This is a genomic window from Pseudomonas arsenicoxydans (assembly GCF_900103875.1).
Classification (GTDB): Bacteria; Pseudomonadota; Gammaproteobacteria; order Pseudomonadales; family Pseudomonadaceae; genus Aquipseudomonas; species Aquipseudomonas arsenicoxydans.
This window is the reverse complement of the sequence record NZ_LT629705.1, coordinates 3,406,250-3,433,220: the sequence shown is the minus strand read 5'-3', so window position 1 is coordinate 3,433,220 and position 26,971 is coordinate 3,406,250. Positions and strand designations below refer to the sequence as shown.

Sequence of the window (26,971 nt, the reverse complement as noted above, 5' to 3'; positions counted from 1 at the left end):
TCGCCCCGACGGGCGAGCACCCTCGTGTTGCAAGAAGGATTATTTGGTGACCAGTTCCACCGGCGTTTCGATCACGCCATTGGTGCCGCTGTCGACCTTCTCGCCCTTGATGATTTTCAGCGCAGTCTCGATACCGAACACGGCTTGCTTGGCGGCAAACTGGTCAGCGGTAGCCAGTACGCGACCATCCTTGAGCATCGGCTTGATGGCGTTGATGTTGTCGTAACCGACCACTTGCACCTTGCCAGCCTTGCCTGCTGCACGCACGGCGGAAACGGCGCCGACGGCCATGCTGTCGTTGCCGGCCAGCAACGCTTTGACCTCGGGGTATTCGCTGAGGATCGAGGCGGCAACCTTGTTGCCCTTGTCGATTTCCCAGTCACCGGATTGCACGGAGACGATCTTGATCTGCGCCGCTTCCATCGCATCCTTGAAGCCTGCGGTACGGGCCTGGGCATTGGTGGTCGTGGACACGCCCTCGATGATGCCGACTTCGTCCCCGGCCTTCAGCTGCTTGGCCAGGTATTCGCCGACCAGACGCGCACCTTTGCGGTTATCCGGCCCTACGAACGGTACATTGATGTTTTTGCTTTTGACCACGGCCGGGTCCAGCTGGTTATCGATGTTGATCACGGTGATACCGGCATCGATGGCTTTCTTGATCACCGGCACCATGGCCTTGGAGTCGGCCGGAGCGATGACCAGCGCGTTAACCTTGGCCAGGATCATTTGCTCGACGATGCGCGTCTGGCCGGCGGTGTCGGTTTCGTCTTTGATGCCGTTGGAAATCAGCTCGAAATCGCCGGAGTGGTCTTTCTGATAAGCCTTGGCGCCGTCTTCCATGGTCAGGAAGAATTCATTGGCCAGGGATTTCATGACCAGGGCGACTTTGGGTTTTTCGGGTGTCTCGGCGAAGGCCGATGAGACAGGCAGCGCGGCGGATGCGGCAGCCAGCATAGCGACAGCAAGAAGACGTCCAGCGAATGGCAGCTTCATGGGTTCACTCCGATCTTATGATTATTGTGAGCAACGCTTGCGCTGGCGTAGATTGCCGTACGTCCACCGATGGATCAAACCAACGATAACGGCGCGCAAACGTTTGCGTAGACCGAACTATGCGAACCCTGCTTTGATTTGTCAACGACCTGTAGAGGTCTTGTCCGGCGATTAACCGACCCAGACCTTAAGCCGTCGTGCTGACCAAGGCGCCGGCGCTGGATTCTTTGGCCAGTTCTTTCACCAGACTGCCCGCCACCTGTGCCAGGGCACCGTTGGTATCGGCTATCTGCCCCTGGATCGACATGACCGCTGTGGCCTTGGCTTCCGGGGTTGGATAAGACGCGGCCTGAGCCGCCGCCAATTGCTGCTGCTGTTCACGCAACTGCTTCTGCAGTTCCTGCATGCGCTTGAGCAACACCCGCACCGCAATACTTTGGGTGCTTTTGCTTTCTGATGGGCTTTTTTCCGGTGCAGCACCACCGGTTCTTACCTGGTTTTTATCCTTATCTGTCAGCGCAGTCGCGGTGTCGGCTGCTGTGTCGTTCAAGGCATTGATCGTCGCCGAGGTCTTGCCACCGATGGTGACTGTGCTTGGATTTGGAAAACCGACAGATAAAGACATGTGAACTCCCGAAAAGAAAAATCCCTTGAAGTGCCATCGGCTTTTGCGCCGGTTTCTTTAGCACGGATTTATCATCTGGCAAGGCGACTTGCTCGCCAGCGGTCGTAGGCCTTTTCGGAGAGCCGAACGGGAATCCTCAACTTATTCGGAATCCCGGACACCGCAACGTTTAACGCTTGTAATCCATAGGATTAATATCTATATAAATCAAAGAGTTAAAAGTTTTTCTCATTCAACGTAGGGCTGGTACAGATCCTGCTCCTCTCCTGCACCCCCGGCGTTCAGATCTGCATGGGGGCGCATCTAGATGAACCTGCATCAGCACCGTGTCACTACTAGAGAGAAAATAATGAAATCTGCGTTCAACACTTTTATTCCGGGCGCCTTGGCCCTCTTGCTCCTGCTGCCTACCGCTCTTCAGGCAAAAGAAGTCGAAACTCAACAGAAACTGGCCAACGTGGTGATCCTCGCCACTGGCGGCACCATCGCCGGAGCCGGTGCGAGCGCGGCCAACAGCGCGACCTACCAGGCAGCGAAAGTCGGTATCGATCAGTTGATCGCCGGGGTTCCCGAGCTCAGCCAACTGGCCAATGTGCGTGGCGAACAGGTCATGCAGATCGCCTCTGAAAGCATCACCAACGATAACCTGCTGCAATTGGGTCGTCGTGTGGCTGAACTGGCTGACAGCAAGGACGTCGATGGCATCGTGATCACCCACGGCACCGACACTCTGGAAGAAACCGCCTACTTCCTGAACCTGGTGGAAAAAACCGACAAGCCGATCATCGTGGTGGGCTCGATGCGTCCGGGCACCGCGATGTCGGCGGACGGGATGCTGAACCTGTACAACGCGGTCGCCGTCGCCAGCAGCAAAGAAGCGCGCGGCAAAGGCGTCCTGGTGACCATGAATGATGAGATCCAGTCGGGTCGCGATGTCAGCAAAATGATCAACATCAAGACCGAGGCATTCAAAAGTGCCTGGGGCCCACTCGGCATGGTGGTTGAAGGCAAATCCTACTGGTTCCGCCTGCCAGCCAAGCGTCACACCATGGATTCGGAATTCGACATCAAAACCATCAAGAGCCTGCCTGACGTAGAAATCGCCTATTCCTACGGCAACGTCAGCGATACGGCCTACAAAGCGCTCGCCCAGTCAGGCGCCAAAGCGATCATCCACGCCGGCACCGGCAATGGCTCGGTGTCCTCGCGTGTGGTTCCAGCCCTGCAAGCCCTGCGCAAGGACGGCGTTCAAATCATTCGCTCGTCCCACGTCAACGCCGGCGGTTTCGTACTGCGTAACGCCGAACAGCCTGACGACAAATACGACTGGGTCGTGGCGCATGACCTGAACCCGCAAAAAGCCCGCATCCTGGCGATGGTCGCGCTGACCAAGACCAACGACAGCAAAGAGCTGCAACGGATGTTCTGGGAATACTGATTCGCCCTCGCCCGACCGGTTCCGGTCGGGCACTTTCTTCACCCCTTGCCAGCATTGGCAAGGGGTTCATACCCGCCTCTTCCTTCCTCCTGAAAAACTCCCTTTGTCCTACATCAAACGGTAAAAACCGCTGTCAGAGGAATTTCTTGAATTTTAAGCAGTTGCGAAAATGCCTACAGTTAAATACTGTATGCACGTACAGCTTAATAAGGATAATTCCGTGGCCACTACCTCTGCCTCTCCTGACGCCTACGCCCGCATGGGCCTGCGCGTTCAGAAAATCATCAATTCCCCAACTGCTCAGAAAGCCAAAGCCGCGCTGATCTTCCGGTTGCCGGACGAACCCGTGGATGAGTGGGAACAATTGCTCGAGGAAATCGACGAGAACGATAACGTCACCCTCGCCTATCGCGACGACGGTGGTGTGCAGATTTTCTGGGTAGTGCCGAAGGAAGATTGAGTCAATGAGTGTCCGCTGTTTTGCTTTGCTGTTTCTGTTCATCACTCTCGGCGCCCAGGCTGGCGCGCCACGCACCTTCAGCGAAGCCAAGAAGGTCGCCTGGAAGCTATACGCGCCGCAATCCACCGAGTTTTATTGCGGCTGCAAATACACCGGCAACAAAGTCAACCTGGCGGCCTGTGGGTATGTGCCGCGCAAGAACGCCAAGCGCGCGGCGCGCATTGAGTGGGAGCACATTGTTCCCGCCTGGCAGATTGGTCATCAGCGTCAGTGCTGGCAGGAGGGCGGACGCAAGAACTGCACACGCTACGATCCCACCTATCAAAAGGCCGAGGCCGATCTGCACAATCTGGTGCCGAGCATCGGTGAGGTAAACGGTGATCGCAGCAACTTCAGTTTTGGCTGGCTGCCCGTGCAATCGGGTCAATATGGCTCTTGTCTGACCCAGGTCGACTTCAAGGCGAAGAAGGTCATGCCCCGCCCTTCCATTCGCGGCATGATCGCCCGGACCTATTTCTACATGAGCAAACAGTACGGTTTGCGCCTGTCGAAACAGGATCGCCAACTGTACGACGCCTGGAACAAGACCTACCCGGTCGAAGCCTGGGAACGCCAGCGTAACCAGAGCGTGGCGTGCGTGATGGGTCGGGGCAACGAGTTTGTCGGACCCGTGAACCTGAAAGCCTGCGGCTGATCAGTCGCTGAAACGAAAAGGCCTCGGGTTTAATACCCAAGGCCTTTTCGTTTCTATCCATCATTGAAGAAATTTATTATTGGGCCGCGGGACGCTCAAGGACCAACAGTTCAACGTTCTGTTTCTTTGCCCGGGTAAGCGCTGCTGCCACTTCTGCCTGCTTGGCCTCGGCCTCGGCTTTGGAATTGAATGGCCCGACCAGGATGCGCGCCTTGCCGTTTTCCACCACGACATTGGAAACAAAGCTGTGCTCGATCAACCAGCCGCTCAGGTCGCTGACAGCCTGAGTCGTTTCGCCTCGCACCTCGAGATCCCATTGCGGCCCGATTGCCGCCGCAGGTGCGGAAACCAGTGCCGGTTTCGGCTTTTGAGCATCAACACCCTTACCCTCGCCGCATCCAGCCAACGCCAATACTGCGATTACCAAGACCATTTTGCGCACAACGGTTCCCTCTGAATGCCGAAAGCGGCGATTTTAACATTCATGAATACTTCCCGAGTGCCGCAAAATGGGCTCAAAACAACGAGAATGATGGTGACGGCCTCTGTATAGTTACGCCTTGGGAATTAATGCAGCATCTGCGCGTCAGAAAGAGGCACCCAAACCGTGAGACTTAGCACTAATCTATACATAACACCGACCTCTGCACTGTTCGAATCAGGTGCCCTACAAAGCAATCAAGGAGAAGACCATGCTGATACTCACCCGCAAAGTCGGTGAAAGCATAAACATCGGTGACGACATCACCATCACCATTCTGGGCGTGAGCGGCCAGCAAGTCCGCATCGGCATCAACGCGCCGAAAGACGTCGCAGTGCATCGCGAAGAAATCTACCAACGCATTCAGGCTGGCCTGACCGCTCCAGACAAGCCACAAACTCCCTGAATCCTGTTGCAGTCAGTAGCCAGCCCGTTCACCCTCGAACCACGGCTGGCTAAAGATTCAAGCGTCGCCTCGCCATCTGTCATTCGCTTGCCCTCTTTCGGTGTAGAACCTGCAGCCGATACTACCGACAGGCCAGGGTCCTGACTGTCAGACGTTTCGGATTAATCCCGAGGAAGAACCTGATCGGACTTGGTCAACCCAACGCCACGCCGCGCGCCATGCCTGTAGCTGCCACCACCATCAGCAACACCAGCAGCGCTTCAACATGACTGATACGGGCGAACAGCTTCGCACGGCCGATATCGATCGTCGCACCCCGACTCAGGGCAACTCTCCATTTGATAAGCGCGATCATCGGCGCGATTTCCAGCAGCAAGATAACGACGAAAAACGTCATCTTGAGATGGAACAGGGGCTGATGAAGATAGTAATCAGTGCCTTTTTCATACCCGCCGAAGGCCCGCATCCCACCGCTAATCAGTAGAACGACGGCAGAGATGCCCCACAGATTGTCGGCCATCAAAACACTGCGCGCCTCCCCCGCCCCAGCCGCCAGGCGCCTGAATGCAGTCCCCCGCGTGAGCACCGCCCAGAACCCGATGGCAAAAGCCAGCAAGTGAATTGCCGCAAGCGACCAATGAACCAGCATCGAGACCTCCATCAGACAGCGTTTGAGTTTGGCCAGTCAGTAGTAGCCCAGAAACCCGCGGCTCGCCTGATTCTCATGAATGATGATTCGAAGGAGTGAGTTCGATGACAGCGCTTGCCAAATTTCAGGCAAAAAAAAGCCCAAGCAGCTGATGGACGCTTGGGACTCAAAAATGCATAAACCGTGGTGGTGAACGCAGGGCGATAATACCCGACCATTTCACTTGTAACAATATGTTTTGATCACTATTCAGTTAAAAAGAACCGTAACCTATTAAATATCCACATGATTTTTATGGTTCTTTGGGCTCCCCCTATCTGCGACAGCAGCGTACCAGTCATTCTAATAGTCCGATGCGCAGAGCCCAGCGCGTTGGCTGGGCCCTGATCATCTTCGGTTTTCCATCATCTTGTCGGCGAGCGCTTTTGCCCTTTCAATCAACAGGTTTTGCCTGTCGTCATGAGTAACTGCCCCGACAACCGGTGCCGTCAGATTGCTTTCCGCAATCAACGCAGCGCAGAAGTATTGATCCCAAACCATTCGGTTATCAGAGGCTTGTTTGTTCATCTGATTGGCGATCATATGCGGCTCCTTTTGATGAGGTAGCACCGCTATCTTACGCCCGAATTGCGATCAACCTGAGCGCCGCGGACAATCAGCACGCCCAGGACTGGCGGTCCACAAGCCTGGGTTGCCTGATTGGTCATTAGCGAAATGACTCAGGGAAGATGGAGTAGCAGCACGGCCATTCCTACACTTTCCGACGCGGGACAGGTTCATTTAGAAGGACTCGCTAACCTTTTGCAGATTCGTGCCGATGCCTCTAGCTTAGGGCATAGGAGCAATACAGATGAGAAACAATCAACCCGTTACACAGCGTGAGGTCAGCCTTGGATCTCAACAGAAACTCATCTCGACAACGGACTCGCGAGGGGTCATTACTTATTGCAATGATGCCTTCGTGGAAATCAGCGGCTTCAACAAAGTTGATCTGATAGGCGCCCCTCAAAACATCGTTCGTCACCCGGATGTACCCTCCGCAATTTTTGCGCATATGTGGGCCGCTCTCAAGCAAGGCAAACCCTGGATGGGTATCGTCAAGAATCGCTCCAGGAATGGTGATCACTACTGGGTTAACGCCTACGTCACGCCCATTTTTGAAGGCAGCCAGATTGTTGGTTATGAATCGGTCAGAGTAAAACCAGGCATTGAGCAGATCCGCCGCGCCGAAGCGCTCTACAAACGAATTAGCCTGGGCAAGTCCGCCATTCCCGGCAGTGATAAGTGGCAACCCGCCCTGATGGACTGGCTGCCGTTTTTGACGATGGGCCTTGTGGGCGCTTTGGGCAGTATTTTCCTCAGCACTCCTGTGGCGATAGCAGTCGCAGTCGGCGTATCGGTGCCAATAGCGCTGATGGTTTCGCACCGGCAAAAGCGTGGCGCCCAGGACTTGTTGGACATGGCAGAGGCTTCCACTTCCGACCAACTGATTGCACAAATGTATAGCGACAAGCGAGGTCACCACGGGCGACTTGAAACGGCTTTCGTCAGTCAGGCATCACGCCTCAAGACTTGCCTGACGCGCCTGCAAGACACCGCAGAGCAACTGACCGGGCTGGCCGGGAGATCCGATGCTCTCGCCAGCGACAGTTCGCGCGGACTTGATCGCCAGCGAATCGAAACCGAGCAGGTATCGGCCGCCGTCAATCAGATGGCGGCAACCACCCAAGAGGTTGCAAGCCACGTCCAGCGCACAGCCGATGCAACTCAAGAGGCCAACGTGCTGACGAGCCGCGGTCGCGACGTTGCCCGGGACACCCGCGAAGCCATACAGCGTCTCTCCGCAGTGGTCGGTGAAACAGGACAAACCGTTGCCCAGCTAGCCAAAGACAGCAACGAAATCGGGACGGTTGTCGATGTCATCAAAGGCATTGCCGATCAAACCAATTTGTTAGCCCTCAATGCCGCTATCGAAGCGGCACGTGCTGGAGATATGGGCCGCGGCTTCGCGGTAGTCGCGGACGAAGTGCGCCAACTGGCACAACGCACAACTGAGTCCACGGCTCAGATCCATAGCCTGATCTCCAAACTACAAATCTCTTCCAACAATGCCGTGAAGACGATGGAAAGCGGCCATCGCCAGGCTGAAGAGGGGGTAACCTGGGTGCTGGAAGCAGACAAAGCGCTGGTTGGCATCAGTGAAGCCGTTGCCAACATCACTGACATGACAACCCAGATTGCAGCGGCAACCGAAGAGCAAACCGCCGTCGCAGAGGAAATCAGCCGCAACATCACCACCATCGCCAGCCTTGCAGATCAGACGTCTGAGCAAGCCAGGCATTCTGCCGAACTCAGCAAGGAGCTAACGTTGACCGCGACAACCCAATACTCGCTGGTCGAACGCTTTAATCGATAACCCCATCAGCTGTGGCTGGTCCGTATCTTCGGGCCTGCCACGGTTTCTGCGCATTGATGCGTGCACCTGGCGAAGCTGAATCCACAGGTCGTTGGCGGGTTCCCGGTAAGAATCATTGGATTTCGAATGTTTACCAAGTAAAGGCAATTTCCCTTGAGGGAAATAAAGGTTTTAATTGGAAGATGGAAATCAAAGACATTCGCAGAGCCCGGGTACGCCAAATCATCGATCGCGATTTCGGTGGAAAAGACGCTGATTTCGCCGCCAAGGTGGACAAGCAGCCGTCCTATATCTCAAGGCTGTTCACCGATAAGGCTGAGCACCTCAGAAATATCGGGGAAAAGATGGCGCGCGACTTCGAATTGAAGTGCGGGCTTGAGCCTGGATCTCTGGATCGACCATTGAGTGAAGACGACCTCAAATCGGCCGCAATCTCAAGCGCAGCGACACCGCGCATTCCGCCCAGAGTCGCAATGTCAGACATCGAGATATGGGACGACGAAACCCCGCTCGATAATGACGAGGTCTACGTCCCCTTCCTTCAGGAAGTGGAATTGGCAGCGGGCTCAGGCCGATTCGCGATCGAAGAAAGCATCACTTCTCGCCTTCGCTTCTTCAAGAAAGACCTTCGCCACAACAACGTGCAGTTCAGCAATGCGAAATGCGTGGTTGTCAGGGGCAACAGTATGTTGCCCGTGCTGCGTGAAGGCGCGACCGTGGGTATCGACGTCGGTAAAAACTCGCTCGGCGCCATCATCGACGGCGATATGTATGCGATCAGCCATAACGGCCAGCTTCGCGTCAAACAGGTTTACCGCCTGCCCATTGGCATCCGTCTGCGTAGCTTCAACCGTGACGAACACCCGGACGAGGATTATTCCTTTGCCCAGATCCAGGAGCAGCAAATTGGGATTCTTGGGCACGTGTTCTGGTGGGCGATGTACTCACGCTAACCATTGAAAGACAGACTAATGCCCTGCAGAAGGGTTACTAAATGCCGAAAATAAAGCAGGAAAGCAAAGCAGTGACTGCCGCTGAAATTGAGCGCTCCATCCAGGCCCTGAACAAAATGGCAGAACGCCTTTGGGCAGATGGACGGGAAGCTGAAGCGAAAGCCCTTCTCGATGCTCTGGATGCGCTTAACCGGGCGCTGGATCGGATCAGGATCGGGGAGAGTCGCAGGGTTGTGACTCTTCATTGAATGCTGCCATGAACCCAGTGAAGACCAAATGCTCGCGGACGGACAATAAATGGCAGATCTGATGCAAGGGCTCGACGGCCCCCGAACAGCTCAGCAGGAGCTGTTTTACGATCTTGAAGATGCTACCGCCGTCATCGGTTGGGCAGTGGTTGAGCTGACCAACATGGCCAGCGGCAACAAATCCCGCGATGAATCCCTGGCGCTTATGAGGATCTGCGCATTATTGGAGGCTCAGAAAGAAAAGATTCGCCTGCATGCGGATGAAGTTAAGGCTGGAAGGACTGTGCGGACATAACGAGCGCACAAGTGAAGTGCCCTGCCACGCTTACAGATGAAAAACCTGCTCACACGCCGATCTAGCGTAGCCATTAATACTGACCAACGAAGCCCGCCAACCGCGGGCTTTTTTTCGTCTTAGAAAAACCAATGGGATCAGATGTTTACCAACACCAGCATTTTATTTACCTTTATATTTACCATTATGCATTGACGCATAATTAATAGATGGTAAGTTTACCTAAAGCCAACGCAGCACTGACCCGCACTTACACACGAAGCACGGACCGCAACTGGAAGAATAATTTTAGATGGCCCAGTAACTGACGCCAGAAGCGGGCCGCTAGAAAGCATCACCTCTGCCCATTCAACGAGTGGGCAGCGGGATGTAGGCCTGCATCAAACGAGAGGCTCAAACGAGCAAGGCAACATCAACGGAATGAGGCACAAACCATGACTGTAGACATCACCAACTTCACTATTGCTACCCCGCTCCCGATTTCCGATACCAACCCGATAGCGCTTGAGATCATCGGCTGGCGCGCACTGATCGAATGCCCGGACATCGTCTCGATGCTGCCCGATGGCTCGCTGCAGATGACAGCGCCAACACTCGGCGCTTCCAGCAAGAGCACGAAGCGCACCCGCTGCGAATGGAAGGAACCCGGTTATTGGCTGTTCTCCAGCGCCGCAGATCATTGGAACCGTCAGGAGATGCGACTGACCAAGGTCAACTCGCTGCAGAAGGTTGTGATCGCCCAGATTCACGTGAAGGATTCAGAACGACCACCTGTAAAGGTGTTCTGGAACAAAGGCAAAATCATCATGGGGTTCCGGTCGAGCTATCTGCAAGACGATCCGGTCAACTCGACAGTGCTGGAGAACGTGCCACTCGGCGCACTTTTCAATATCAGCATTCACGCCAACTCGAGCGGCGCCGTTTCAGTCTCAGCGAGCTGTAACGGCGTCAAATCCACTTCCGCAATCATGCGTCTCGACAATACCTGGGACACGAAAACGCTCGCCTTCCACGGCGGCGTCTACAACCAGATTGACTATTCCGAAAGTACCGACCCGGAAGACGGCTCGATCTGCATCATCAGTGACCTGTCCATCACTCATGCCTGACTTCGCCGTTGCGTGCGATGGCGATTAACCAACACCACACGCCTGACTTGGAATCAGGGCCGCAGCAAACCCAGGCCGTCGCCACTGGCGGACCTGGGAATTTCACAAATTAGCTTTTGTAGCGAGGCGTAGCGGGAAGCTGACCGAAGGGAACTCCGGAAGAGAAATCAGCGCTGACTAGTCGTCTCTATCGTCACGATCGCGACGGTGATTGCGGTCATACCCCTGATCATCATCGCGACGCTCATATCTGCGCTCACGCCCCCGATCATCGTCCTCGTCTCGGTCATAACCACGGTCGTATTCACGACCATGATCATAGCCACGATCACGACCGTACCTTTCTCCGTCATCCCAGTGAGGCCCACAGCCTCCCAACAGAAGAGAGCCTGAGATGGCCAGGAACATTATTACTGCACGCTTCATTTGAACGTCCAAAATGCAAAGGTCGGCGATAGGACCGTGAGTCTGTCTAGTCCTGAAATAGGTTTACACCTGTTTCACCCTAACGCCCGATGCATCGCCTCGGGCGTTTTGTATTTCAACGACAGGTGCGGACGCTCGCGGTTGTAGATCGATACCGACTCGCTCACCATCTTCTTCGCCTGCGTTAAATCCTGTGGTCGCTGGAGCAAAAGCTCCGTCTTCAATATCCCGTTGACCCGCTCTGCCAAGGCATTTTGGTAGCAGTCATAGCCGTCCGTCATCGAACACCTGATGCCGTGTTTCGCGTGCAGTTCCTGGTACATTCCCGAGCAATACTGGCTGCCTCTGTCCGAGTGATGAACCAGTGGCTGCTCCGTTCGACGGTGCTTCACCGCCCGGCGCAGCGCTTGCGCGACCGACTCGGTGTGCAGGCTTTCATGGACGTGATAGCCCACGATCTTTCGCGAAAAAGCATCCGTCACAAGGCTCAGATAGGCCACGCCTTCCTGAGTGGGCAGATAGGTGATGTCAGCCACCCAAACCTGTTCCGGGCCGCTGGGAACAACCTGTTCAGGCCCCGGTTTGAGCAGGTTCGGATGGCGTCGAAAGCGATGATGACTGTCGGTTGTCTTGTGATACGCCCGCTTTCGCGCTACCAATAAACGCCGTTCGCGCAGAATCGAAAACAGGCGATCTCGCCCTACTTGCAGCTCAAGCAGCGGCTGACATTGCAGCAGGTAATGCAGCTTTCTAGTGCCCAACCGCGGCTGCCGCAGGCGCTTTTGCTGAACGAAATCGGCAACTTTCTGATCCAGAATCAGACGAGCAGCATCGGCGCGATTGCGTTTGTAGTAAGCCTGTCGGCTTATCCCCATGAACTGGCAAGCCCTGCTGATGCTCAGGTTTTGGATTCGTTTTTGCGCGAGGACTTGCCGGGACGCTTTTTTACGACAGAGAGACCGTAGTCATTTTTCAAGACGTCCACGACGGCCTCGAAAAACTGCGCTTTCTGATTGGACAGCGCCAACTGCTCTTCAAGCTCTTTGATGCGCTGCTCTGGCGTTAATGGTCGGTTTTTGTCGGGCATAGACCCCATCCTCGGCGAGCCAATGTAGGTGCCGGGGCTCCAATCTTGACGACCGTGCTTGCGTAACCATGTCAGAACGGTCGTTTTGCCTTGAATCCCGTAGCGCTCCTGAGCCTCTTTATAACTCAGCTCGCCTTTTTCGACCTGGTCGACGACCGACAATTTAAAGGTCAGCGTGTAGTCTCGCTGACTACGCCTTTTTGCGGATTCCATTACGTCCTCCTGAAAAACAGATCAGAAGGTGTAAACCTTATTCAGGACGGGACACAGACAACAAAAAAGGGCCCACCTTTCGGTGAGCCCTTCTAGACCGCCCAGCAGAGCGGATTTTGTTTGGTAGGCGCGATTGGACTCGAACCAACGACCCCCACCATGTCAAGGTGGTGCTCTAACCAACTGAGCTACGTGCCTGCTGTGAGGCGGCATTCTACGGAATTCCGGAGGGGTGTCAACACCTTTTTTCGAGCTAACCCTATGAATATGCAAAATATTTAATTTCGCGGTGGTAAAGAAGATTTTCCGGTGGCTGGCGGTCGATTTTTAACTCGGGTAGGATCGATGCACTCGTAAAATATATTAAACAGAGGCACCAGGATGGCGAACACCCCCTACCCAGAGTCCTATTACGCCGCATCGGCCAATGCGGCTCCGCCGCGCCCGGCCTTGCAGGGTGATGTAGAGACTGATGTCTGTGTGATCGGTGCCGGTTACACCGGCCTGTCCTCTGCCCTGTTTCTGCTGGAGAACGGTTTTAAAGTGACGGTGCTGGAAGCCGCCAAGGTGGGTTTTGGCGCTTCGGGTCGCAACGGTGGGCAGATCGTTAACAGCTACAGCCGTGACATTGATGTGATCGAACGCAGTGTCGGGCCCAAGCAGGCTCAATTGCTGGGACAGATGGCATTCGAGGGCGGGCGGATCATTCGTGAGCGGGTCGCCAAATATAATATCCAGTGCGACCTGAAGGACGGTGGTGTGTTTGCCGCCATCACCGCCAAACAGATGGGCCATCTGGAATCGCAGAAACGCCTATGGGAACGTTTTGGTCATACGCAGCTTGAGTTGCTGGATCAAAAGCGTATTCGTGAAGTGGTCGGCTGCGATCAATACGTCGGCGGCATGCTCGACATGAGCGGCGGGCACATTCATCCGCTTAATCTGGCTTTGGGCGAAGCGGCGGCGGTCGAGTCGCTCGGCGGCACTATTTATGAGCAATCGCCGGCGATTCGCATCGAGCGCGGCGCGAACCCTGTAGTGCATACGCCCGAGGGCAAGGTCAGGGCCAAGTTCATCATCGTGGCCGGTAACGCTTACCTCGGCAATCTGGTGCCCGAACTGGCCGCCAAATCGATGCCGTGCGGAACCCAGGTGATCACCACGGAGCCGTTGGGTGATGCATTGGCCAAGAGCCTGCTGCCCCAGGACTACTGCGTCGAAGACTGCAATTACCTGCTCGATTACTACCGCCTGACCGGCGACAAGCGTCTGGTCTTCGGCGGCGGTGTTGTCTACGGCGCGCGGGATCCGGCGAACATCGAAGCCATCATTCGACCGAAGATGCTCAAGGCTTTTCCGCAACTCAAGGACGTGAAGATTGATTACGCCTGGACCGGAAACTTCCTGCTGACCTTGTCGCGCCTTCCTCAGGTCGGACGTTTGGGTGACAACATCTACTATTCCCAGGGCTGCAGCGGCCACGGCGTGACGTACACGCACCTGGCGGGCAAGGTGTTGGCCGAGGCATTGCGAGGTCAGGCTGAGCGTTTTGATGCGTTTGCGGATCTGCCGCACTACCCGTTTCCGGGCGGGCAATTGCTGCGCACACCATTTGCCGCGTTGGGCGCTTGGTATTACGGTTTGCGGGACAAGTTCGGGTATTAAGCGATACTGAAATCCTTTGTGGGAGCTCGCTCCCACATTGGAAATGAGTGCCTACAGTCGATCCCGCGCGATGCCGCTGCGGATTCGCAGGATGTCAGCCAGTACGGCCAAGGCGATTTCGGCCGGAGTCTTGCTGCCAAGGTTCAACCCGATTGGCGCATGAATCCTCGCCAGATCGGCCTCTCCCAAACCACCAATCCTGCGCAGCCGCTCGAAGCGCTTTTGCGAGGTTTGCATCGAGCCCATCACACCGATATAAAACGCCTCGGTGCGCACGGCTTCCATCATCGCCAAATCGTCGATGCGTGGATCGTGCGTCAACGCTACCACCGCCGTGTCGCTATGGCAGCCGCCGTCCGCAATGAACACAGATGGCAGCTGGCGACGAATCTCGACGTTTTCCAGCACCACGCCTTCCAGCACTTCATCGCGCGGATCACAGAGAATCACCTCGAACCCCAGACCTACCGCGAACTGCGCACACGCCTGAGCGACGCTGGAATACCCCGCCAACAGCAACCGTTGCGCCGCGCCAATCCGCACACGAATCCGGTCGATTTCACGCTCGATGCGCACACCCTGCTCGCGGTCATCCAACAGACTGCGCGCCCCGCTGGCCAGATCGACTTCACGGATCAGCCGGCGCTGGCCCAACAACGCTGACTCCAGTTGCCGCAGATGCGCCTGCACCTCGCAATCAGGCTCAAGCATCTCCACCAGCACATCGAGGACGCCGCCGCAGGGCAGACTCACGCGAGAACGCGGGTCGTCACCTTCGCCGTAACGAACCACGCTGACGGCTTCAACAAACGCCCCCTCGGCGACGCGCTCGAGGAAGTCTTCCTCGACGCAGCCGCCGGACAGCGAGCCGATCCACTGTCCATCCGTGTTCACCGCCAGCATCGAGCCCGGCGCGCGCGGTGCCGAGCCGTAAGTGGCGAGTACCGTGCACAGCCAGATGCGCTGGCCGGCCATCGACCATTCCAGCGCCCGTCGTACCACCTGCAGATCGAGATGCTGCATGTCAGTGCGCCTTATGCTCGAGCGGCGGTGCATCGGCCCGCAGCTTCTGCACGTCGTTTACCGCCAGATCAGCCGACTGACCACCCAACCCCTGACGCAGGTAGTTCAGCAGATCAGTGAGTTGCTCGTGGCTGAGCTTGTCGGCAAATCCCGGCATCGGTTGCATGCGTTCGAACCCGGCAAACTTCTGCTCACCGATCCCGTCGTCAATGACCCGCACCAGGTTGCGCGGATCTTCCAGGCGCAACGTGGTGTTGCCGCGCATGGCCACCGCGATGTGCGGCTTGCCCTCACCGTCCGGTGCATGGCAACCGGCGCAGACGTTCAAGTATTCCTGACGACCGCGTTGGGCACTGGCGCTCAGTTTGTCCATCGGTACGTCAGTCAGCACTTTCGCTGCCGGCGGCTGATCGCCCAACAGGAACGTCGCCATCGCCGCCAGGTCCGGATCGTTGAGGCCTTGGGTGCTGTTGTGGAACACCGGGAACATCTCGTTGAACATCGTGCCTTGGGCGCTCATGCCGTGCTTGAGGAACGACCTCAGGTCCTGATGATTCCAGCCGCGAGCGGCCAGGTCATTGGCCAGCAGACTCGGCGCCAGGTAACCGTTGAGCAGGCCGCCGGTCATGCGTTTGTCCTGCTGCATCGCGCCCGGCAAGCCGCGCGGCGTGTGGCATTCGCCGCAGTGACCGAGCACGTCGACCAGGTATTGGCCGCGTTTGAAGGCATCGCTATTGCCTTCGGTGGACGCCAGTTTCACGTCCTTGCCGTAGAGCATGTTCCAGCCCATCAGGCCCAGACGCACGTTGAACGGGAAGCTCAGGCTCGTGACCGGCGCTGCGCGTTCAATCGGCTCGACGGTTTTCAGGTACGCGTGAATCGCATCGGAGTCTCCACGCGGCATCAGGTGATACGAGGTGTAGGGCATCGCCGGGTACAGGTTCGCGCCGTCACGACGCTTGCCTTCGGTGAGTGCGGCGAAAAATTCGTCATCGCTGTAGAGGCCGATGCCGTGCTCTTTGCTCGGGGTGATGTTGGTGCCGTAGATCGTCCCGAACGGCGAAACGATCGGCAGACCGCCCGCAAACGGCGCGCCACCCGGCGCGGTGTGGCAAGCCATGCAGTCGGCGGCGCGGGCGAGGTATTCGCCGCGTTTCACCTGATCATCCGCGTGCGCCAACAACACCGGGGCCACCAGGCCAACCGCCAACGCCAGGCGGGAAAGTAGAGGCTTCATGCTTAACCCTCCTTGACCAGGCCGAGATCGGTGAGCACGTTGCGCGTCGCGCTGTAGTAACGCACGTAGCCGGTGCAGCGGCAGACGTGGTGACCGAGGCTGTCCTCGATGACTTGCTCCAGCTGGCTTTTGACGATCGGCTGACGCTGCAGTTTTTCCACCAGCACGGTCGCTGCGTTGACGAAACCCGGCGCGCAGTAGCTGCACTGGAAGGCGAACTCATCGACGAAACGCTGTTGGATCGGGTTCAGTTCAGTGACCTTGCCCTGCTCGTCGCGCTTTGCATGGCCTTCGATGGTCCGCACTTTTTTGCCTTCGAAATAATGCGCGCCGGTGATGCAGGTACGCACTTCTTCGCTGGTGCCGTCCGGGTTGTCGACGATCACCACACAGGCGTGGCAGATGCCCTGGCCACAGCCCAGGCGGGAGCCGGTGAGGTTTTTGTATTCGTGCAGGTAATCGATCATCGGCAGGTCATCAGGGATGTCCACCGGGCCGACGGATTGACCGTTGAGGGTCAGTTGAAGCGGACGGTTAGCCATTGAGGGCCTCCTTGATGCGTGCGGAAGTGATAGGCAGGTCGCGGACCCGTTTGCCGATGGCGTGGGCCACGGCGTTACCGATGGCGCCGACCACCGGGATCATCACCACTTCGGCAATGCCCTTGGATGGATCGCTCGGCGACAGCGGCGGCAGTATCTCGGCCGTCTGCTTCCAGACTGCGACGTGGCGCGCCATCGGCAGACGGTAACGGTTGAAGTTCCAGTCACCCTCCCCCGGCCCGCCTTCGTACAGCGGCATCTCTTCGAGCAACGCATGGCCGATGCCCATGGCGGTGCCGCCTTCGATCTGACCTTTCACCAACTCTTCCACCAGCACCCGACCACACTCGACCCACGAGTGATGGTTGAGCACCTGGACTTCGGCCGAGCCCTTGTTCACTTTCAATTCCACCAGCGTTGCCACCGGGCTGTAGTAAGTCACGGCCGCGTTGTTCAACTGGGTGTCCGGGTAATGGACGTTCTGCCGATCCAGCAGATGGAAACCGGCGCTGTTCATCTGCGCCTTTTTCACGCTTGGCGCGCCGTCGCCGTACTTGACTGCCAGGCCATCCAGCGGCAGGCGCTCACGCACGCCGTCGATGCTGAACTCGGCCTCGGCCCAGCTCCAGCGGTTGAAACCGTGCACGGTCGCGCCAGTGACCAGGCCTTTCTCATGAGCGTGCTTGGCCAACTGTTCAAAGCTCAGCGGCTGCATGCCGTTGGCGGTGAGTTTGCCGTCGACCCAATGCGCGTCTTCGCGACGTACCACATACGGGTTGGCTTGACCGCCATAAGGGCCCTGGCCCCAGATCTGCAACGCCGCCGGCCACAAGCCGTGGTTGAACAGCACGCGCGCCGCTTCACGGGTGGCGTGGCTGAAGTAGTACGCGGAGTTGGTCGCCGACGAAGCGGAAGCCAACTTGCCGACCCAGCGCGGATTGCGCAGCACGCTGTCCTGCTCGGCCTGGCTCATGATGTACGGGTTGCCGCCGGTGATTAGCTGCAACTCTTTCCATTCGGTCTCGCCGGTCTTCACTTCGTGCGCCGGGCTGCCAAGGAAATCCGCCACCACCATCGCTTGCGACGTGGACATGCCGGTGCCGATTTCAATGCCGATGTGACGCAGGTGAATGCGGCCTTCAGCATTGAATTCAATGCTGGCCATCGGTGCTTCGGAACCGGTGCCGAAGTCTTTCTGGCAAATGGCGAAACCGACGCCGTACCAGTTGTCCGGGTCTTGGGCTTCGCGTTGTTTCTTGATCGCGTCGCGGTTCTTCCAGACTTCGTGAACGGCGGCCTTGTCGAGAATCTCGTGCAGACGCAGGGCACCCGCCGGCACCGCGCCCTGGGTGTTTTTCATGCCCGAGACCATGGCGTTTTTCTTGCGCAGGTCGATGGCGTCGATGCCGAGGCGATCGGCAATTTCATCGACCATCATCTCGGTGGACGCCATGCTTTGCAGGGTGCCGTAACCGCGCATCGACCCGGCTTCAACGGCGCGAGAGTGATAAGCCGTGACCTGCAGATCGTTCTGCGGCATGTAGTAGATCGACTGCGCTGCCGTGGCGCCAACCGCCGCCACCGATGGGCTGTAGTTGATGCGTCCACCGCCGTCGACACTCATCTCGGCGCGGAAAATCTTGAAGCTGTGATCGGTCTTGTCCACGGCCAATTGGTAGCGGATGTCGAACGGGTGACGCTTGATGCCGCTCTGGAATTGCTCGTAGCGATCGTTGGCCAGGCGCACGGGAACACCGGCACCGTACAACGCCGCCAATGCCGCGTAATAAACGAAAATGTTGTGGTCTTTGGAACCGTAACCCACGGTGTAACCGGGGTGCATGTTCAGGTTGGCCAGGCCGAAGCGGGACGGCGCGATCATCTTCGCGGTTTCCGTCGCGGCTTCCAGTGGGCACTGAGTTGCCACCACGAAATGCAGGGTCTTGGTCGCCGGGTCGTACCAGCCGTTGCCGTTGTCCGGCTCCATCGCAGCAGGTTCGATCGAAGGGGTTTTGTAGCGCTCGTCGAACACCAGCCAATTGTCTGGCGGGGTGTCGATTTGCTGCTTCATGCGGTCGGCGTAGAACAAACCGCGCTCGGTCAGGTTGCCGTGCAGGTTCGGTTGGGAATTCCACACCGGACGGCGGTTTTTCAGCATCGGGAACAGTATCGAATCCTTGAGGCTGGCGAACTCATCTTCGTCCGCCGAGGTCGCACCGCCGACGCGCACGTAGCGGAAGCTGCCGTAGGGATCGCCTTCGTAGAACGGCACCTGAGCACCGTAACGAATCGCTTTGTCATTGAATTTGAGTTTGGCCTTGGCCTGGCGGAAGCGCTCGAAGTCGTTCCAGATCAGGATCGCCACGGGATGTCCGATGAACATCGGCACCTTGCCTTCCGGCAGCAGCGGATCAGGCGCGTGCTCTTCCGGGAAGACGATGCCGTCCTTGTCCAGGTCTGCGGCGGTGACGACGCGGTCAGGCTGCAAATCGGCACCGAGCCACGACAGGTCGTAACCGGCGTAAATGCGGTCGGCCTTGGTGATTTTCAGCAGCATGGCGTGGCCTTGCTGCTCGGGCCAGCCCGGCATGTCCTTGGCGCGGATGTCGCGGGCAAAGACCTTGCTGCCGCAGACCTTGGACAAGGCATCGTTACGCGAGCGCGCCTTGCCGTTGTGGCCGAGCCATTGCTCGGACGGCACGGTCACGCTGTTTTCCATCAAGGCCGCCAGCGCCTGACTGCTGAGCGGCGTGAGCGTGACGCTCACACCCGCCACCAGCCCGCCCTGCAGGAACGAGCGCCGGGATATATCACGGTTGGACATGGATCATCCTCTGGGCGGTTATGGGTCCGCCCTTCTGGTTATGTACGGGGAATCTCGAGTCTTGCAGAAGCCCTTTACGAGGATGCAAAGGGCTGAATTGACAGTGCAAAGCTGACCGAAAGGTTAAGTTTATAGGCTTATACGCTCGCGGCAAATATGCAGATACAAAAAACTGACCAACGAATCAAAGTATTGCGGCGTTGCGCTGCAATAAATCGATGGGCAGCCTTAAGTCTGGCGGGGATCGAGTCTCAGCAGGAATTCCGCGCGACGACGTTGATCGGCTGCTTCTTTGGCCATTAATTCGGGTAATAGCTCGGAAGCTCGCCCGGCCGCGAGGATGAATACGCCGTCGTCGTCGCCGATGGCCAAGTCGCCCGGATGCACCGTCACCTCGCCAATCTGGATCGGCTGATTGACCTCACCCTGGGCGCCAATGCCCCGCGTGGTATAGGCGCTGACGTCGCGACAAAACACCGGCAAGCCTTGTTGGCGCAGTGCGCTGACATCCGTCACGGCGCCCGACACCACGACTCCGGCCAGACCTTTGATCAAACCGGCCAAGGTTCTCAATTCGCCCCAGCAGCCGCACTCTTGATCGCCCACGCATTCGATCACCAGCACATCCCCCGGCTGACTCAGCAACAGCGCCTCACGTAAAACGCTGCCATCCGGAGGAAAGACTTTGACGGTGACCACATTGCCGACCATGCGGATATCGTTAAACAACGGCTTGATCCCGCGCAGGAAGCCACGGTCGGAAAAATGGCCGATGGTGGATGGCGGGATCGTCCGGTATTCAGCGATCAACTCCGGGCTGAGGTTTTGTTGGCGGGGGTTAATCAGGTAACTCATCGGCATTTTTTCCCCGGACGCAGCAATGGGCAGGTCGAGCAGTATTCAGCAGGCTCGGTGGCCAGGTAGTAGAAGCAACAGGTTCGGCGAAAGCGGATGCTTCGTTGCCCCTCATCCACCAGCGTCGGCGGTCGACGAAAATGGCTCAGCGGGTTGTAATCGAGGCCGAACAGCGCCGGTTCGGCTTGGGTCATCAGCCAGGTGAAATCCGCTTCACAGCGCTCACGCACCGCTGGGGCGTCGATTTTCACCATGCGTTTTTCATACAGCGAGTAGACGCGAACGGCCGTGTTTTCCCAGAGGATGCGCCGGGAAACGCCGGTGACCCGGTTGAAGGTTTGCCACAGCGGTTTCAGCAGATCGGCGAACAGCGCTTGAACGATGGATTCGCGCCAGGCTTCGCGTTCGCCCGCTTCATATGTCAATGGAACGGAATGGCTAATCGGCATCGAAGACGTCCATAACCCGTCATCGTGGCCGTATTCGACCACCGTATTGTCCAGCGACATGAGCAAGCCTTTGTCATACACCGACATCGCGTACAAACAGGCACCGGTCGCCAGAAACGATAAACGCTTGCCCAGCAATGAGGCGGTAATCGCCCGCGTCGGCGAGCCGATCACCGGGCCCAACGCATCCAGCAGTTGCACGCACACCTCTTCCTGCAACAAGTCCCGGGCCAGCAGCGAACGCTGCGAGTCGCGTTCGGCGCTGTCCTTGAGCCGCAACCCGGCGGACAACGTCGCCCACTCTGAAGTCGTGAAGTGACCGGCCAGATTCATTGAGGCAGTTCCCGGCCAAACGGAATGCACAGTGGCGTGCCGAAGAACGGATCGGGAATGATCCGGCAATTGAGGTCGAACACGGTTTTGACCAACGCCTCGGTCAACACCTCATCGGGCCGGCCTTGGGCGAACGCGGTCTGGTTGTGCACCGCCACCATGTGGTCGGCGTAGCGGCAGGCCAGGTTGAGGTCGTGCAGCACCATGATGATGGTTTTGTTTTCGAGCCGGTTGAGGTCGCGCAACAGATCCAGCACTTCAATCTGATGCGCCAGGTCGAGGAATGTGGTCGGTTCGTCGAGCAGCACGATGCCGGTGTCCTGGGCCAGAGTCATGGCGATCCATGCCCGCTGGCGTTGCCCGCCAGACAACGCGTCTACCGGTCGATCCGCCAGGGCCAACAGACTGGTTTGCGCCAGCGCGCGGTTGACCATGGCTTCATCTTCCGCCGACCACTGTTGCATCCAGCTCTGATACGGATAGCGCCCCAGCGCCACCAGTTGCCGTACGGTAATGCCCTCCGGTGCGCTCGGGGTTTGCGGCAAGATTGCCAACTCCCGAGCCACGGCGGCAGTGGATTTCTGCTGAATATCCACGCCGTTGAGAATCACCGAGCCCTGCTGCGGTTTCAGCAGTCGGGCGAAGGATTTGAGCAAGGTGCTTTTGCCGCAGCCATTGCTGCCGATCAATACCGAAATCTTGCCTTGGGGCAGTTGCATGTCCAGCGCGTCAATAATCACCTGGCGCTGATAACTCAGGGTCAGGCCGCGACTTGCAATCGACGTCATACGTTGAATTCCTTAATGACGTTGTTTAATCAACAGATAGAGAAAAAAGGGTGTGCCGAGCACGGCGACAAAAATCCCGGCGGGCAGATCCAGCGGCAAAAACAGCGTGCGCCCGGCGAGGTCGGCCAGCACCACCAGGTTCGCCCCGACCAGCGCGGCCATCACTGCCTGGCCACCAAACCCAGGCGCCACCAAGCGCTTGGCAATGTGCGGCGCGATCAGCCCGACAAACGCGATCGCCCCACCCCAGGCAATCGCCGCACCGGCCAACGCCACGCTGACCAGCAACAAACCGGCGCGCAGCCACTGCACGCGCACGCCGATGCCCAGGGCGAGGCTGTCATCCAGTTGCTGCACCATCACCTGCCGCGCCAGGAAAACCAGCAGCGGACATATGCCCAGCAACCAGGCACCCAGCGCCAGCGGTTCGGGCCAACTGGCGCCGTACACGCTGCCGGTCAGCCAGACATAGGCCGACAGGGTCGTGGTCAACGGACTGAACACCAGAATGAACGTGGTAGCGGCGGTCAACATCGCGGAGATGCCGACGCCGATCAACACCAGCCGCAGCGGTGAAGCTCCCTGTTTCCAGGCCAGCAGATAGATCGACAATGCCGCCAGCCCCGCACCAAGCATCGCTGCCAGCGGCAGATACTGTTGACCCAGCGCCACCGAGAAGAACGACAAATACAACACCGCCGCCGCACTGGCGCCACTGGTGATGCCGAGTAAGTCAGGCGAGGCCAACGGATTGCGGATGATGCTTTGCAGAATCAGCCCGGACACCGACAACGCCGCGCCCACCAGAGCCGCCAGCAGGATGCGTGGAAAGCGCAGTTGCTCGACGATAAACGTCAGGCTGGCATCCTGGTTCGACAGCAGGATGCGCAGCACTTCCAGCGGCGAAAGCATGACTTTGCCCAGGGATAGCGAGCCCAGCATGATCAGGGCGGTCACCATCAACGCCGCCAGCAATCGCCACAACGTCGCGATATTGATCCGCCGGGAAAACCCGCTACGACGCCAGGTCAGGACCTTATCCATAACGACCTCCACGGCGCGCCAACAGAATGAAAAACGGCGCGCCGAACAGTGCGGTCATCACCCCCACCGGCACCTCTTGCGGCAAGATCAGCACCCGCGCCAAGGTATCCGCCAGCAGCAAAACAATCGCGCCCAGCAGCGCACACCCTGGCAGCAACCAGCGATGATCAATCGACAAGCCTTTGCGCACCATGTGCGGCACCAGCAAACCGATAAACCCGATGCTGCCGGCCAACGCCACCGCACTGCCCGCCAGGCACACCACCAGCACGCTCATCAGCAGGCGGATCAATCCGGTTCGCTGGCCGAGGCCAGTGGCGATTTCTTCCCCGGCATTCAGCACGTTGACCTGCCCCGCCAACAGCATCGCGCCGAACAACCCGAGCACGCCGCACAGCAGTAACGGCGCGGCGACCGACAGGCTGCGTTCGGTCAATGAACCGGCGAGCCAGAACAGCACCGTGTCCAGCCCATCCTGATTGACCACCAGCAACGCCTGGCTGAATGCGGAGAACAACGCCGCCATTGCCGCACCCGCCAGCACAATGCGCAACGGGCTGAGACTGCCCTGCCCCATGTTGCCGATCAGCCACACCAGACTGCCCGCCACCGCCGCACCGATAAACGCGCACCATAGCCACGCGTCCGGAGACGACAGGGAGAACAACGAAGAAAACAGGATGATAAAAAAAGTCGCCCCGGCATTGATCCCGAACAATCCGGGAGACGCCAGCGGATTGCGCGTCAGTGCTTGCATCAGGGCGCCGGCCACCGCGAGGCTCGCGCCCACCGCCATGGCCATCAAGGTCCGCGACAGGCGCGTGCTGGTGACCAGCACATGGCTGACGCTCAATGGATCGGGATGCACAAACGCCGCAAAAACCTGCGACAACGGTATCCAGGTGGCCCCGACTGCCAGACTCAGCACGCCGCTGAGCAACAACACAACGCCCGCACTCCACATCTTCAACGCATTGCTCATGAAGCTGTAACCAGACGGGAGACATCATCGAGCATCAGATTTGCTCCGAGCATGCCGCCGGACAGGCTCCACGCGACGCCGTCGACCCGCCACACCTGCCCTTGTTGCGGCGCGCGCATTTGCTGCCACAGCGGGTGCTGCACCAGGCTTTCATAATTTCGCTGCACTGCCGCTTTCTCCGCGCGCAAGAAGATGAAGAAAATATCGGCATTCACCACCGCCAGGCTTTCCTTGCTGGTGAGTTTGATCGACACCCCGCTCGCCGCCCGACTGGCTTCACTCCAGTCAAAGCCTAATTCAGTGATGACGGACCCCGGAAAGCTCGCCGGCAGATAGCTGCGGATGTGGTCCTCACGCACATCCAGAATCGACACCGTGGGCGGCCAGCGTCCGGCAAACTTTTGCTGCAATTGCAGACGCAATTGCGCCACACGCCGCTGCCAGTGAGCCAACACCTCATCGGCCCGCTGCTGCCGGTACAAGGCAACGCCCATCAGCGCCAAAGTCTTTTTGAACTCGAACACTTCCTCCAGCATCACCACCGGGGCGATCTGCTTGAGCAACGGGGCGATGCGTTCATGGCGAAAGCGCGAGGCGATGATCACGTCCGGTTTCAGTAGTGCGATGTCCTCCAGGCTGGGCTGGGTTTCCAGCCCGACATGGGGCACCGGGTCCAACGCCGAACGCAGATAGCGGTAGGTGGGTTTCTCGCTCCACGAATCGACGATGCCGCACGGCGTAACACCCAACGCCACGGCGCTGTCGGTGGCGCCCTGAAACAGGGTGATCACCCGCAGCGGCGCGGCGTCGGTCTGGGCCCACACCGGCATGGAAAACCTGAGTGCAAGCGCACCCAACGACAGGCGCAACAGCGTACGCCTGGAAGGATGAGCTTGAAGGTCAGTCTTCACGATGCAACCGGTGGAAAGGGTTCACCACCTGGCCTTTGCCGAACGGCATGCTGCCGGGGCCGCCCGCCCGTTCGATCATCGGCGTAAGCAGCAACTTCTGTGGCCAGTGCAGTGCTTCGAACAGTTGCTGTTTAATCATCGCCCGAGCTTCGGTGTCGAAGTCGATGGTGTCAATCAACTCGTTCAGCTCTTCGCCCATCGCCGTCCATAAAGTAGCGGCCGGTAACGAGTAAACCTGCGCCAGCGTATCGATGATCGCGCGCAAGTTGACCTGGATCCCGAGGGTCTGCAGCCAGAACAACAGGTCTTCAGGACGCTCGTGATACAGCGTGTTGGCGTGCCCCTTCTTCAGTCGATACGCAGGATCGGCGAGGCCGTTGCGTTCCAGCCACGGCACGAAGATGCGCAGCGAATCGTGATCGCGCAGCAACAAGCCTTGGGCATGACCGGCCTTCCACACCAGTACAGCGTTCTGCCCGTGGATCTCGCCGAGCATGCCGATACGGAACATCCGCAGGTTGATGTCGAAGAAGCTGTGGCACAGCTCGCGGAACAATGTCATCACCGACGCAGCGTTGGCGGGCAGTTGTCGATAAGCCATCCAGTCATCGAAAAAGTGCTGATTGCTGCCGGGCAGCGGCGTGCCGAGAGCGGCCATCGGCACCAGTCGGGTGTCCGGGTCTTCCAGCAGTGCCGGCGGATAACCGCGGACCATGGCGGCCAAGTGACGCGGAGCCTCGTCGAACAGCGTCGCGTCCGGCGGCATGAACGCCCACCATTTGGTTTCATCGCACAGGTGCAGTTTCGTTTGCAGGGTTTCATCTTTGCCCAGCGCCTGACGCAGCAGCTTTTCACTCAAGCCGCCGTTGATCATTTTTACCGCGGGCAGGTAACGCGAGGCCCCCAGTGAATAGATCGCCATCGGCAACTTGAGGTAGTCGGCGCTGTTGAAGCACGGGGTCATCGAACGCAACGACGAGGTGGCGTAGAAATCACCGTCGGTGAAGTCGAGCCGCTGGCAATTGCCATTGGCGAAGGCGTCGCCGAGTTGCGCTTCCAATACATGATCGAACTGCCACGGATGCACCGGCATCGCGATATGGCTCTCGAAAATACCCCGTTGCTGCATCTCGTGTTGCAGGCCGGCCTGTAACGCGAATGGCAGCAGGTACTCGGCGGGATTATCCAGCGCCAGGTCTGTCACGCCGTCGCCGCATTGCAGCAACGTACGGTCGATGGCGACCCAGTTCAACGTCACGGGGCGGGCGAATTCGGCTTGGTAGTGTTGATATTCCGCGTCATTCAAACCCTGTTTGGCCTTGGCCAATGGGTGATACGGACGATCACGCAATGAGGCCCACTGCTCCATGGTCAGGAAGAAATCGGCGTTGCTTTTCTCCAGCAAGCGCTGGCTGTTGACCCGATGGGCCAGGGACAACTCGGTCTGGCGCACGCTGGTGCGCAGCACGTCGAGGAACAGCGCGAAGCCCTTTTCATTGTCCTGATAGCGGTCAGTCATCCCGGCCAGTACCTGGGTCATGAAAACTTCGGGGGACAGTTCGGTCAGACGCTCATGCTCTCGACCCAATACCGGCGTGCCCGGTACTTTCTCCCATTGCTGAGTGATGCCGGGGCGCAGGGCGACGAAGATTGAACCCTGCCATTCCCAGATGCGCTGATCGGCACTCAACCCGGTGAACGGCTGATCGTCTGCGGGCGCCATGAGATTCAGCGGTTCGGTCCCGAAAAAATGTTCGGCCAACAAACAATCGACCAGGTCCTGCATCACCCTGTCGGCGGCCATTGTGGTGAAGTTCATCAG

General features: G+C 58.1%; 27 protein-coding genes, 1 tRNA gene and 2 pseudogenes. 11 read left to right on the top strand and 19 right to left on the bottom strand.

Annotation, left to right across the window (positions count from 1 at the left end; genetic code table 11):
* Positions 1 to 39: 39 nt before the first annotated feature.
* Together BLQ41_RS16015 and BLQ41_RS16010 are read right to left on the bottom strand one after the other, a co-directional pair.
* On the bottom strand, positions 40 to 996 hold the full coding sequence (locus BLQ41_RS16015; RefSeq protein ID WP_090182348.1) for a sugar ABC transporter substrate-binding protein: 957 nt from the start codon (positions 994 to 996) through the stop codon (positions 40 to 42).
* 187 nt (positions 997 to 1,183) lie between these two features.
* Complete coding sequence (locus BLQ41_RS16010; RefSeq protein ID WP_090182346.1) at positions 1,184 to 1,621, bottom strand: hypothetical protein; 438 nt, start codon at positions 1,619 to 1,621, stop codon at positions 1,184 to 1,186.
* A 349-nt stretch (positions 1,622 to 1,970) separates the two neighbouring features.
* Between BLQ41_RS16010 and BLQ41_RS16005 the strand changes: the two genes are divergently transcribed.
* The 3 genes from BLQ41_RS16005 (at position 1,971) to BLQ41_RS15995 (ending at position 4,213) form a co-directional block, all read left to right on the top strand.
* Positions 1,971 to 3,059: an asparaginase gene (locus BLQ41_RS16005; protein ID WP_090182344.1), complete on the top strand. Its 1,089-nt coding sequence runs from the start codon at positions 1,971 to 1,973 to the stop codon at positions 3,057 to 3,059.
* A gap of 169 nt (positions 3,060 to 3,228) precedes the next feature.
* Positions 3,229 to 3,519 (top strand): DUF1654 domain-containing protein, encoded by a 291-nt coding sequence (locus tag BLQ41_RS16000; protein WP_090182342.1) that lies wholly within the window; start codon positions 3,229 to 3,231, stop codon positions 3,517 to 3,519.
* A 4-nt stretch (positions 3,520 to 3,523) separates the two neighbouring features.
* Positions 3,524 to 4,213 (top strand): endonuclease, encoded by a 690-nt coding sequence (locus BLQ41_RS15995; RefSeq protein WP_090182340.1) that lies wholly within the window; start codon positions 3,524 to 3,526, stop codon positions 4,211 to 4,213.
* A 76-nt stretch (positions 4,214 to 4,289) separates the two neighbouring features.
* Here the strand turns inward: BLQ41_RS15995 and BLQ41_RS15990 are convergent, their stop codons facing one another.
* Positions 4,290 to 4,655, bottom strand: coding sequence for a penicillin-binding protein activator LpoB (locus BLQ41_RS15990; protein ID WP_090182338.1), 366 nt, complete (start codon positions 4,653 to 4,655; stop codon positions 4,290 to 4,292).
* Positions 4,656 to 4,905: 250 nt separating this feature from the next.
* On the opposite strand from BLQ41_RS15990, the gene csrA reads away from it, so the two are divergent.
* Positions 4,906 to 5,100 (top strand): carbon storage regulator CsrA, encoded by a 195-nt coding sequence (gene csrA, locus BLQ41_RS15985; protein WP_007938114.1) that lies wholly within the window; start codon positions 4,906 to 4,908, stop codon positions 5,098 to 5,100.
* Positions 5,101 to 5,293: 193 nt separating this feature from the next.
* Here csrA and BLQ41_RS15980 read toward each other — a convergent pair whose 3' ends face one another.
* Both BLQ41_RS15980 and BLQ41_RS15975 read right to left on the bottom strand, forming a co-directional pair.
* Positions 5,294 to 5,749: a DUF2214 family protein gene (locus BLQ41_RS15980; protein ID WP_090182336.1), complete on the bottom strand. Its 456-nt coding sequence runs from the start codon at positions 5,747 to 5,749 to the stop codon at positions 5,294 to 5,296.
* 387 nt (positions 5,750 to 6,136) lie between these two features.
* On the bottom strand, positions 6,137 to 6,331 hold the full coding sequence (locus BLQ41_RS15975) for a hypothetical protein (protein WP_090182335.1): 195 nt from the start codon (positions 6,329 to 6,331) through the stop codon (positions 6,137 to 6,139).
* A 268-nt stretch (positions 6,332 to 6,599) separates the two neighbouring features.
* On the opposite strand from BLQ41_RS15975, the pseudogene BLQ41_RS31545 reads away from it, so the two are divergent.
* The 6 genes and pseudogenes from BLQ41_RS31545 to BLQ41_RS15950 form a co-directional block, all read left to right on the top strand.
* A pseudogene (locus BLQ41_RS31545) lies at positions 6,600 to 6,866 on the top strand (PAS domain-containing protein); the annotation flags it as partial.
* 207 nt (positions 6,867 to 7,073) lie between these two features.
* Positions 7,074 to 8,165, top strand: coding sequence for a methyl-accepting chemotaxis protein (locus tag BLQ41_RS15970; RefSeq protein ID WP_456239012.1), 1,092 nt, complete (start codon positions 7,074 to 7,076; stop codon positions 8,163 to 8,165).
* A 182-nt stretch (positions 8,166 to 8,347) separates the two neighbouring features.
* A complete protein-coding gene (locus tag BLQ41_RS15965) occupies positions 8,348 to 9,118 on the top strand; it encodes a S24 family peptidase (protein WP_231997026.1) in 771 nt (256 codons plus the stop codon).
* Positions 9,119 to 9,159: 41 nt separating this feature from the next.
* Positions 9,160 to 9,366 (top strand): hypothetical protein, encoded by a 207-nt coding sequence (locus BLQ41_RS15960; RefSeq protein ID WP_090182331.1) that lies wholly within the window; start codon positions 9,160 to 9,162, stop codon positions 9,364 to 9,366.
* A gap of 49 nt (positions 9,367 to 9,415) precedes the next feature.
* A complete protein-coding gene (locus tag BLQ41_RS15955) occupies positions 9,416 to 9,661 on the top strand; it encodes a hypothetical protein (RefSeq protein ID WP_090182329.1) in 246 nt (81 codons plus the stop codon).
* Between the two features lie 434 nt (positions 9,662 to 10,095).
* On the top strand, positions 10,096 to 10,770 hold the full coding sequence (locus tag BLQ41_RS15950; protein WP_090182327.1) for a polysaccharide lyase family 7 protein: 675 nt from the start codon (positions 10,096 to 10,098) through the stop codon (positions 10,768 to 10,770).
* 177 nt (positions 10,771 to 10,947) lie between these two features.
* Here the strand turns inward: BLQ41_RS15950 and BLQ41_RS30885 are convergent, their stop codons facing one another.
* From BLQ41_RS30885 to BLQ41_RS15935, 3 genes and pseudogenes are all read right to left on the bottom strand, one after another.
* Positions 10,948 to 11,196 (bottom strand): hypothetical protein, encoded by a 249-nt coding sequence (locus BLQ41_RS30885; RefSeq protein ID WP_090182325.1) that lies wholly within the window; start codon positions 11,194 to 11,196, stop codon positions 10,948 to 10,950.
* A 46-nt stretch (positions 11,197 to 11,242) separates the two neighbouring features.
* Positions 11,243 to 12,496 (bottom strand): annotated as a pseudogene (locus BLQ41_RS15940) (IS3 family transposase).
* Positions 12,497 to 12,617: 121 nt separating this feature from the next.
* Positions 12,618 to 12,694 (bottom strand) — tRNA-Val (locus BLQ41_RS15935).
* 183 nt (positions 12,695 to 12,877) lie between these two features.
* Here BLQ41_RS15935 and BLQ41_RS15930 point away from each other — a divergent pair.
* Entirely contained in the window at positions 12,878 to 14,161 is a 1,284-nt protein-coding gene (locus tag BLQ41_RS15930) for an NAD(P)/FAD-dependent oxidoreductase (protein WP_090182323.1), read from the top strand.
* A gap of 51 nt (positions 14,162 to 14,212) precedes the next feature.
* Here the strand turns inward: BLQ41_RS15930 and BLQ41_RS15925 are convergent, their stop codons facing one another.
* The 11 genes from BLQ41_RS15925 to BLQ41_RS15875 form a co-directional block, all read right to left on the bottom strand.
* Positions 14,213 to 15,184 (bottom strand): XdhC family protein, encoded by a 972-nt coding sequence (locus BLQ41_RS15925; protein WP_090182322.1) that lies wholly within the window; start codon positions 15,182 to 15,184, stop codon positions 14,213 to 14,215.
* Between the two features lies 1 nt (position 15,185).
* Positions 15,186 to 16,421 carry a c-type cytochrome gene (locus BLQ41_RS15920; RefSeq protein ID WP_090182320.1) on the bottom strand — a complete coding sequence of 412 codons (1,236 nt, stop codon included), beginning with the start codon at positions 16,419 to 16,421 and terminating at the stop codon, positions 15,186 to 15,188.
* A gap of 2 nt (positions 16,422 to 16,423) precedes the next feature.
* The gene (locus BLQ41_RS15915; RefSeq protein WP_090182319.1) at positions 16,424 to 16,963 is read right to left on the bottom strand and encodes a (2Fe-2S)-binding protein; all 540 of its coding nucleotides are present in this window, start codon (positions 16,961 to 16,963) and stop codon (positions 16,424 to 16,426) included.
* On the bottom strand, positions 16,956 to 19,787 hold the full coding sequence (locus tag BLQ41_RS15910) for a xanthine dehydrogenase family protein molybdopterin-binding subunit (RefSeq protein WP_090182317.1): 2,832 nt from the start codon (positions 19,785 to 19,787) through the stop codon (positions 16,956 to 16,958). Before BLQ41_RS15910 ends, BLQ41_RS15915 begins: the two co-directional genes overlap by 8 nt.
* 228 nt (positions 19,788 to 20,015) lie before the next feature.
* Entirely contained in the window at positions 20,016 to 20,648 is a 633-nt protein-coding gene (locus BLQ41_RS15905; protein WP_197678886.1) for an RraA family protein, read from the bottom strand.
* A complete protein-coding gene (locus BLQ41_RS15900; RefSeq protein WP_090182315.1) occupies positions 20,639 to 21,424 on the bottom strand; it encodes an IucA/IucC family C-terminal-domain containing protein in 786 nt (261 codons plus the stop codon). The genes BLQ41_RS15905 and BLQ41_RS15900 overlap by 10 nt, the downstream gene beginning before the upstream one ends.
* Complete coding sequence (locus tag BLQ41_RS15895; RefSeq protein WP_054615494.1) at positions 21,421 to 22,212, bottom strand: ABC transporter ATP-binding protein; 792 nt, start codon at positions 22,210 to 22,212, stop codon at positions 21,421 to 21,423. Before BLQ41_RS15895 ends, BLQ41_RS15900 begins: the two co-directional genes overlap by 4 nt.
* Before the next feature lie 12 nt (positions 22,213 to 22,224).
* Positions 22,225 to 23,256 (bottom strand): FecCD family ABC transporter permease, encoded by a 1,032-nt coding sequence (locus tag BLQ41_RS15890; RefSeq protein WP_090182314.1) that lies wholly within the window; start codon positions 23,254 to 23,256, stop codon positions 22,225 to 22,227.
* A complete protein-coding gene (locus tag BLQ41_RS15885; RefSeq protein WP_090182312.1) occupies positions 23,249 to 24,238 on the bottom strand; it encodes a FecCD family ABC transporter permease in 990 nt (329 codons plus the stop codon). The genes BLQ41_RS15890 and BLQ41_RS15885 overlap by 8 nt, the downstream gene beginning before the upstream one ends.
* Positions 24,235 to 25,149, bottom strand: coding sequence for an ABC transporter substrate-binding protein (locus tag BLQ41_RS15880; protein WP_090182310.1), 915 nt, complete (start codon positions 25,147 to 25,149; stop codon positions 24,235 to 24,237). Before BLQ41_RS15880 ends, BLQ41_RS15885 begins: the two co-directional genes overlap by 4 nt.
* Entirely contained in the window at positions 25,139 to 26,968 is a 1,830-nt protein-coding gene (locus tag BLQ41_RS15875) for an IucA/IucC family protein (protein WP_090182309.1), read from the bottom strand. Before BLQ41_RS15875 ends, BLQ41_RS15880 begins: the two co-directional genes overlap by 11 nt.
* Between the last annotated feature and the right edge of the window lie 3 nt (positions 26,969 to 26,971).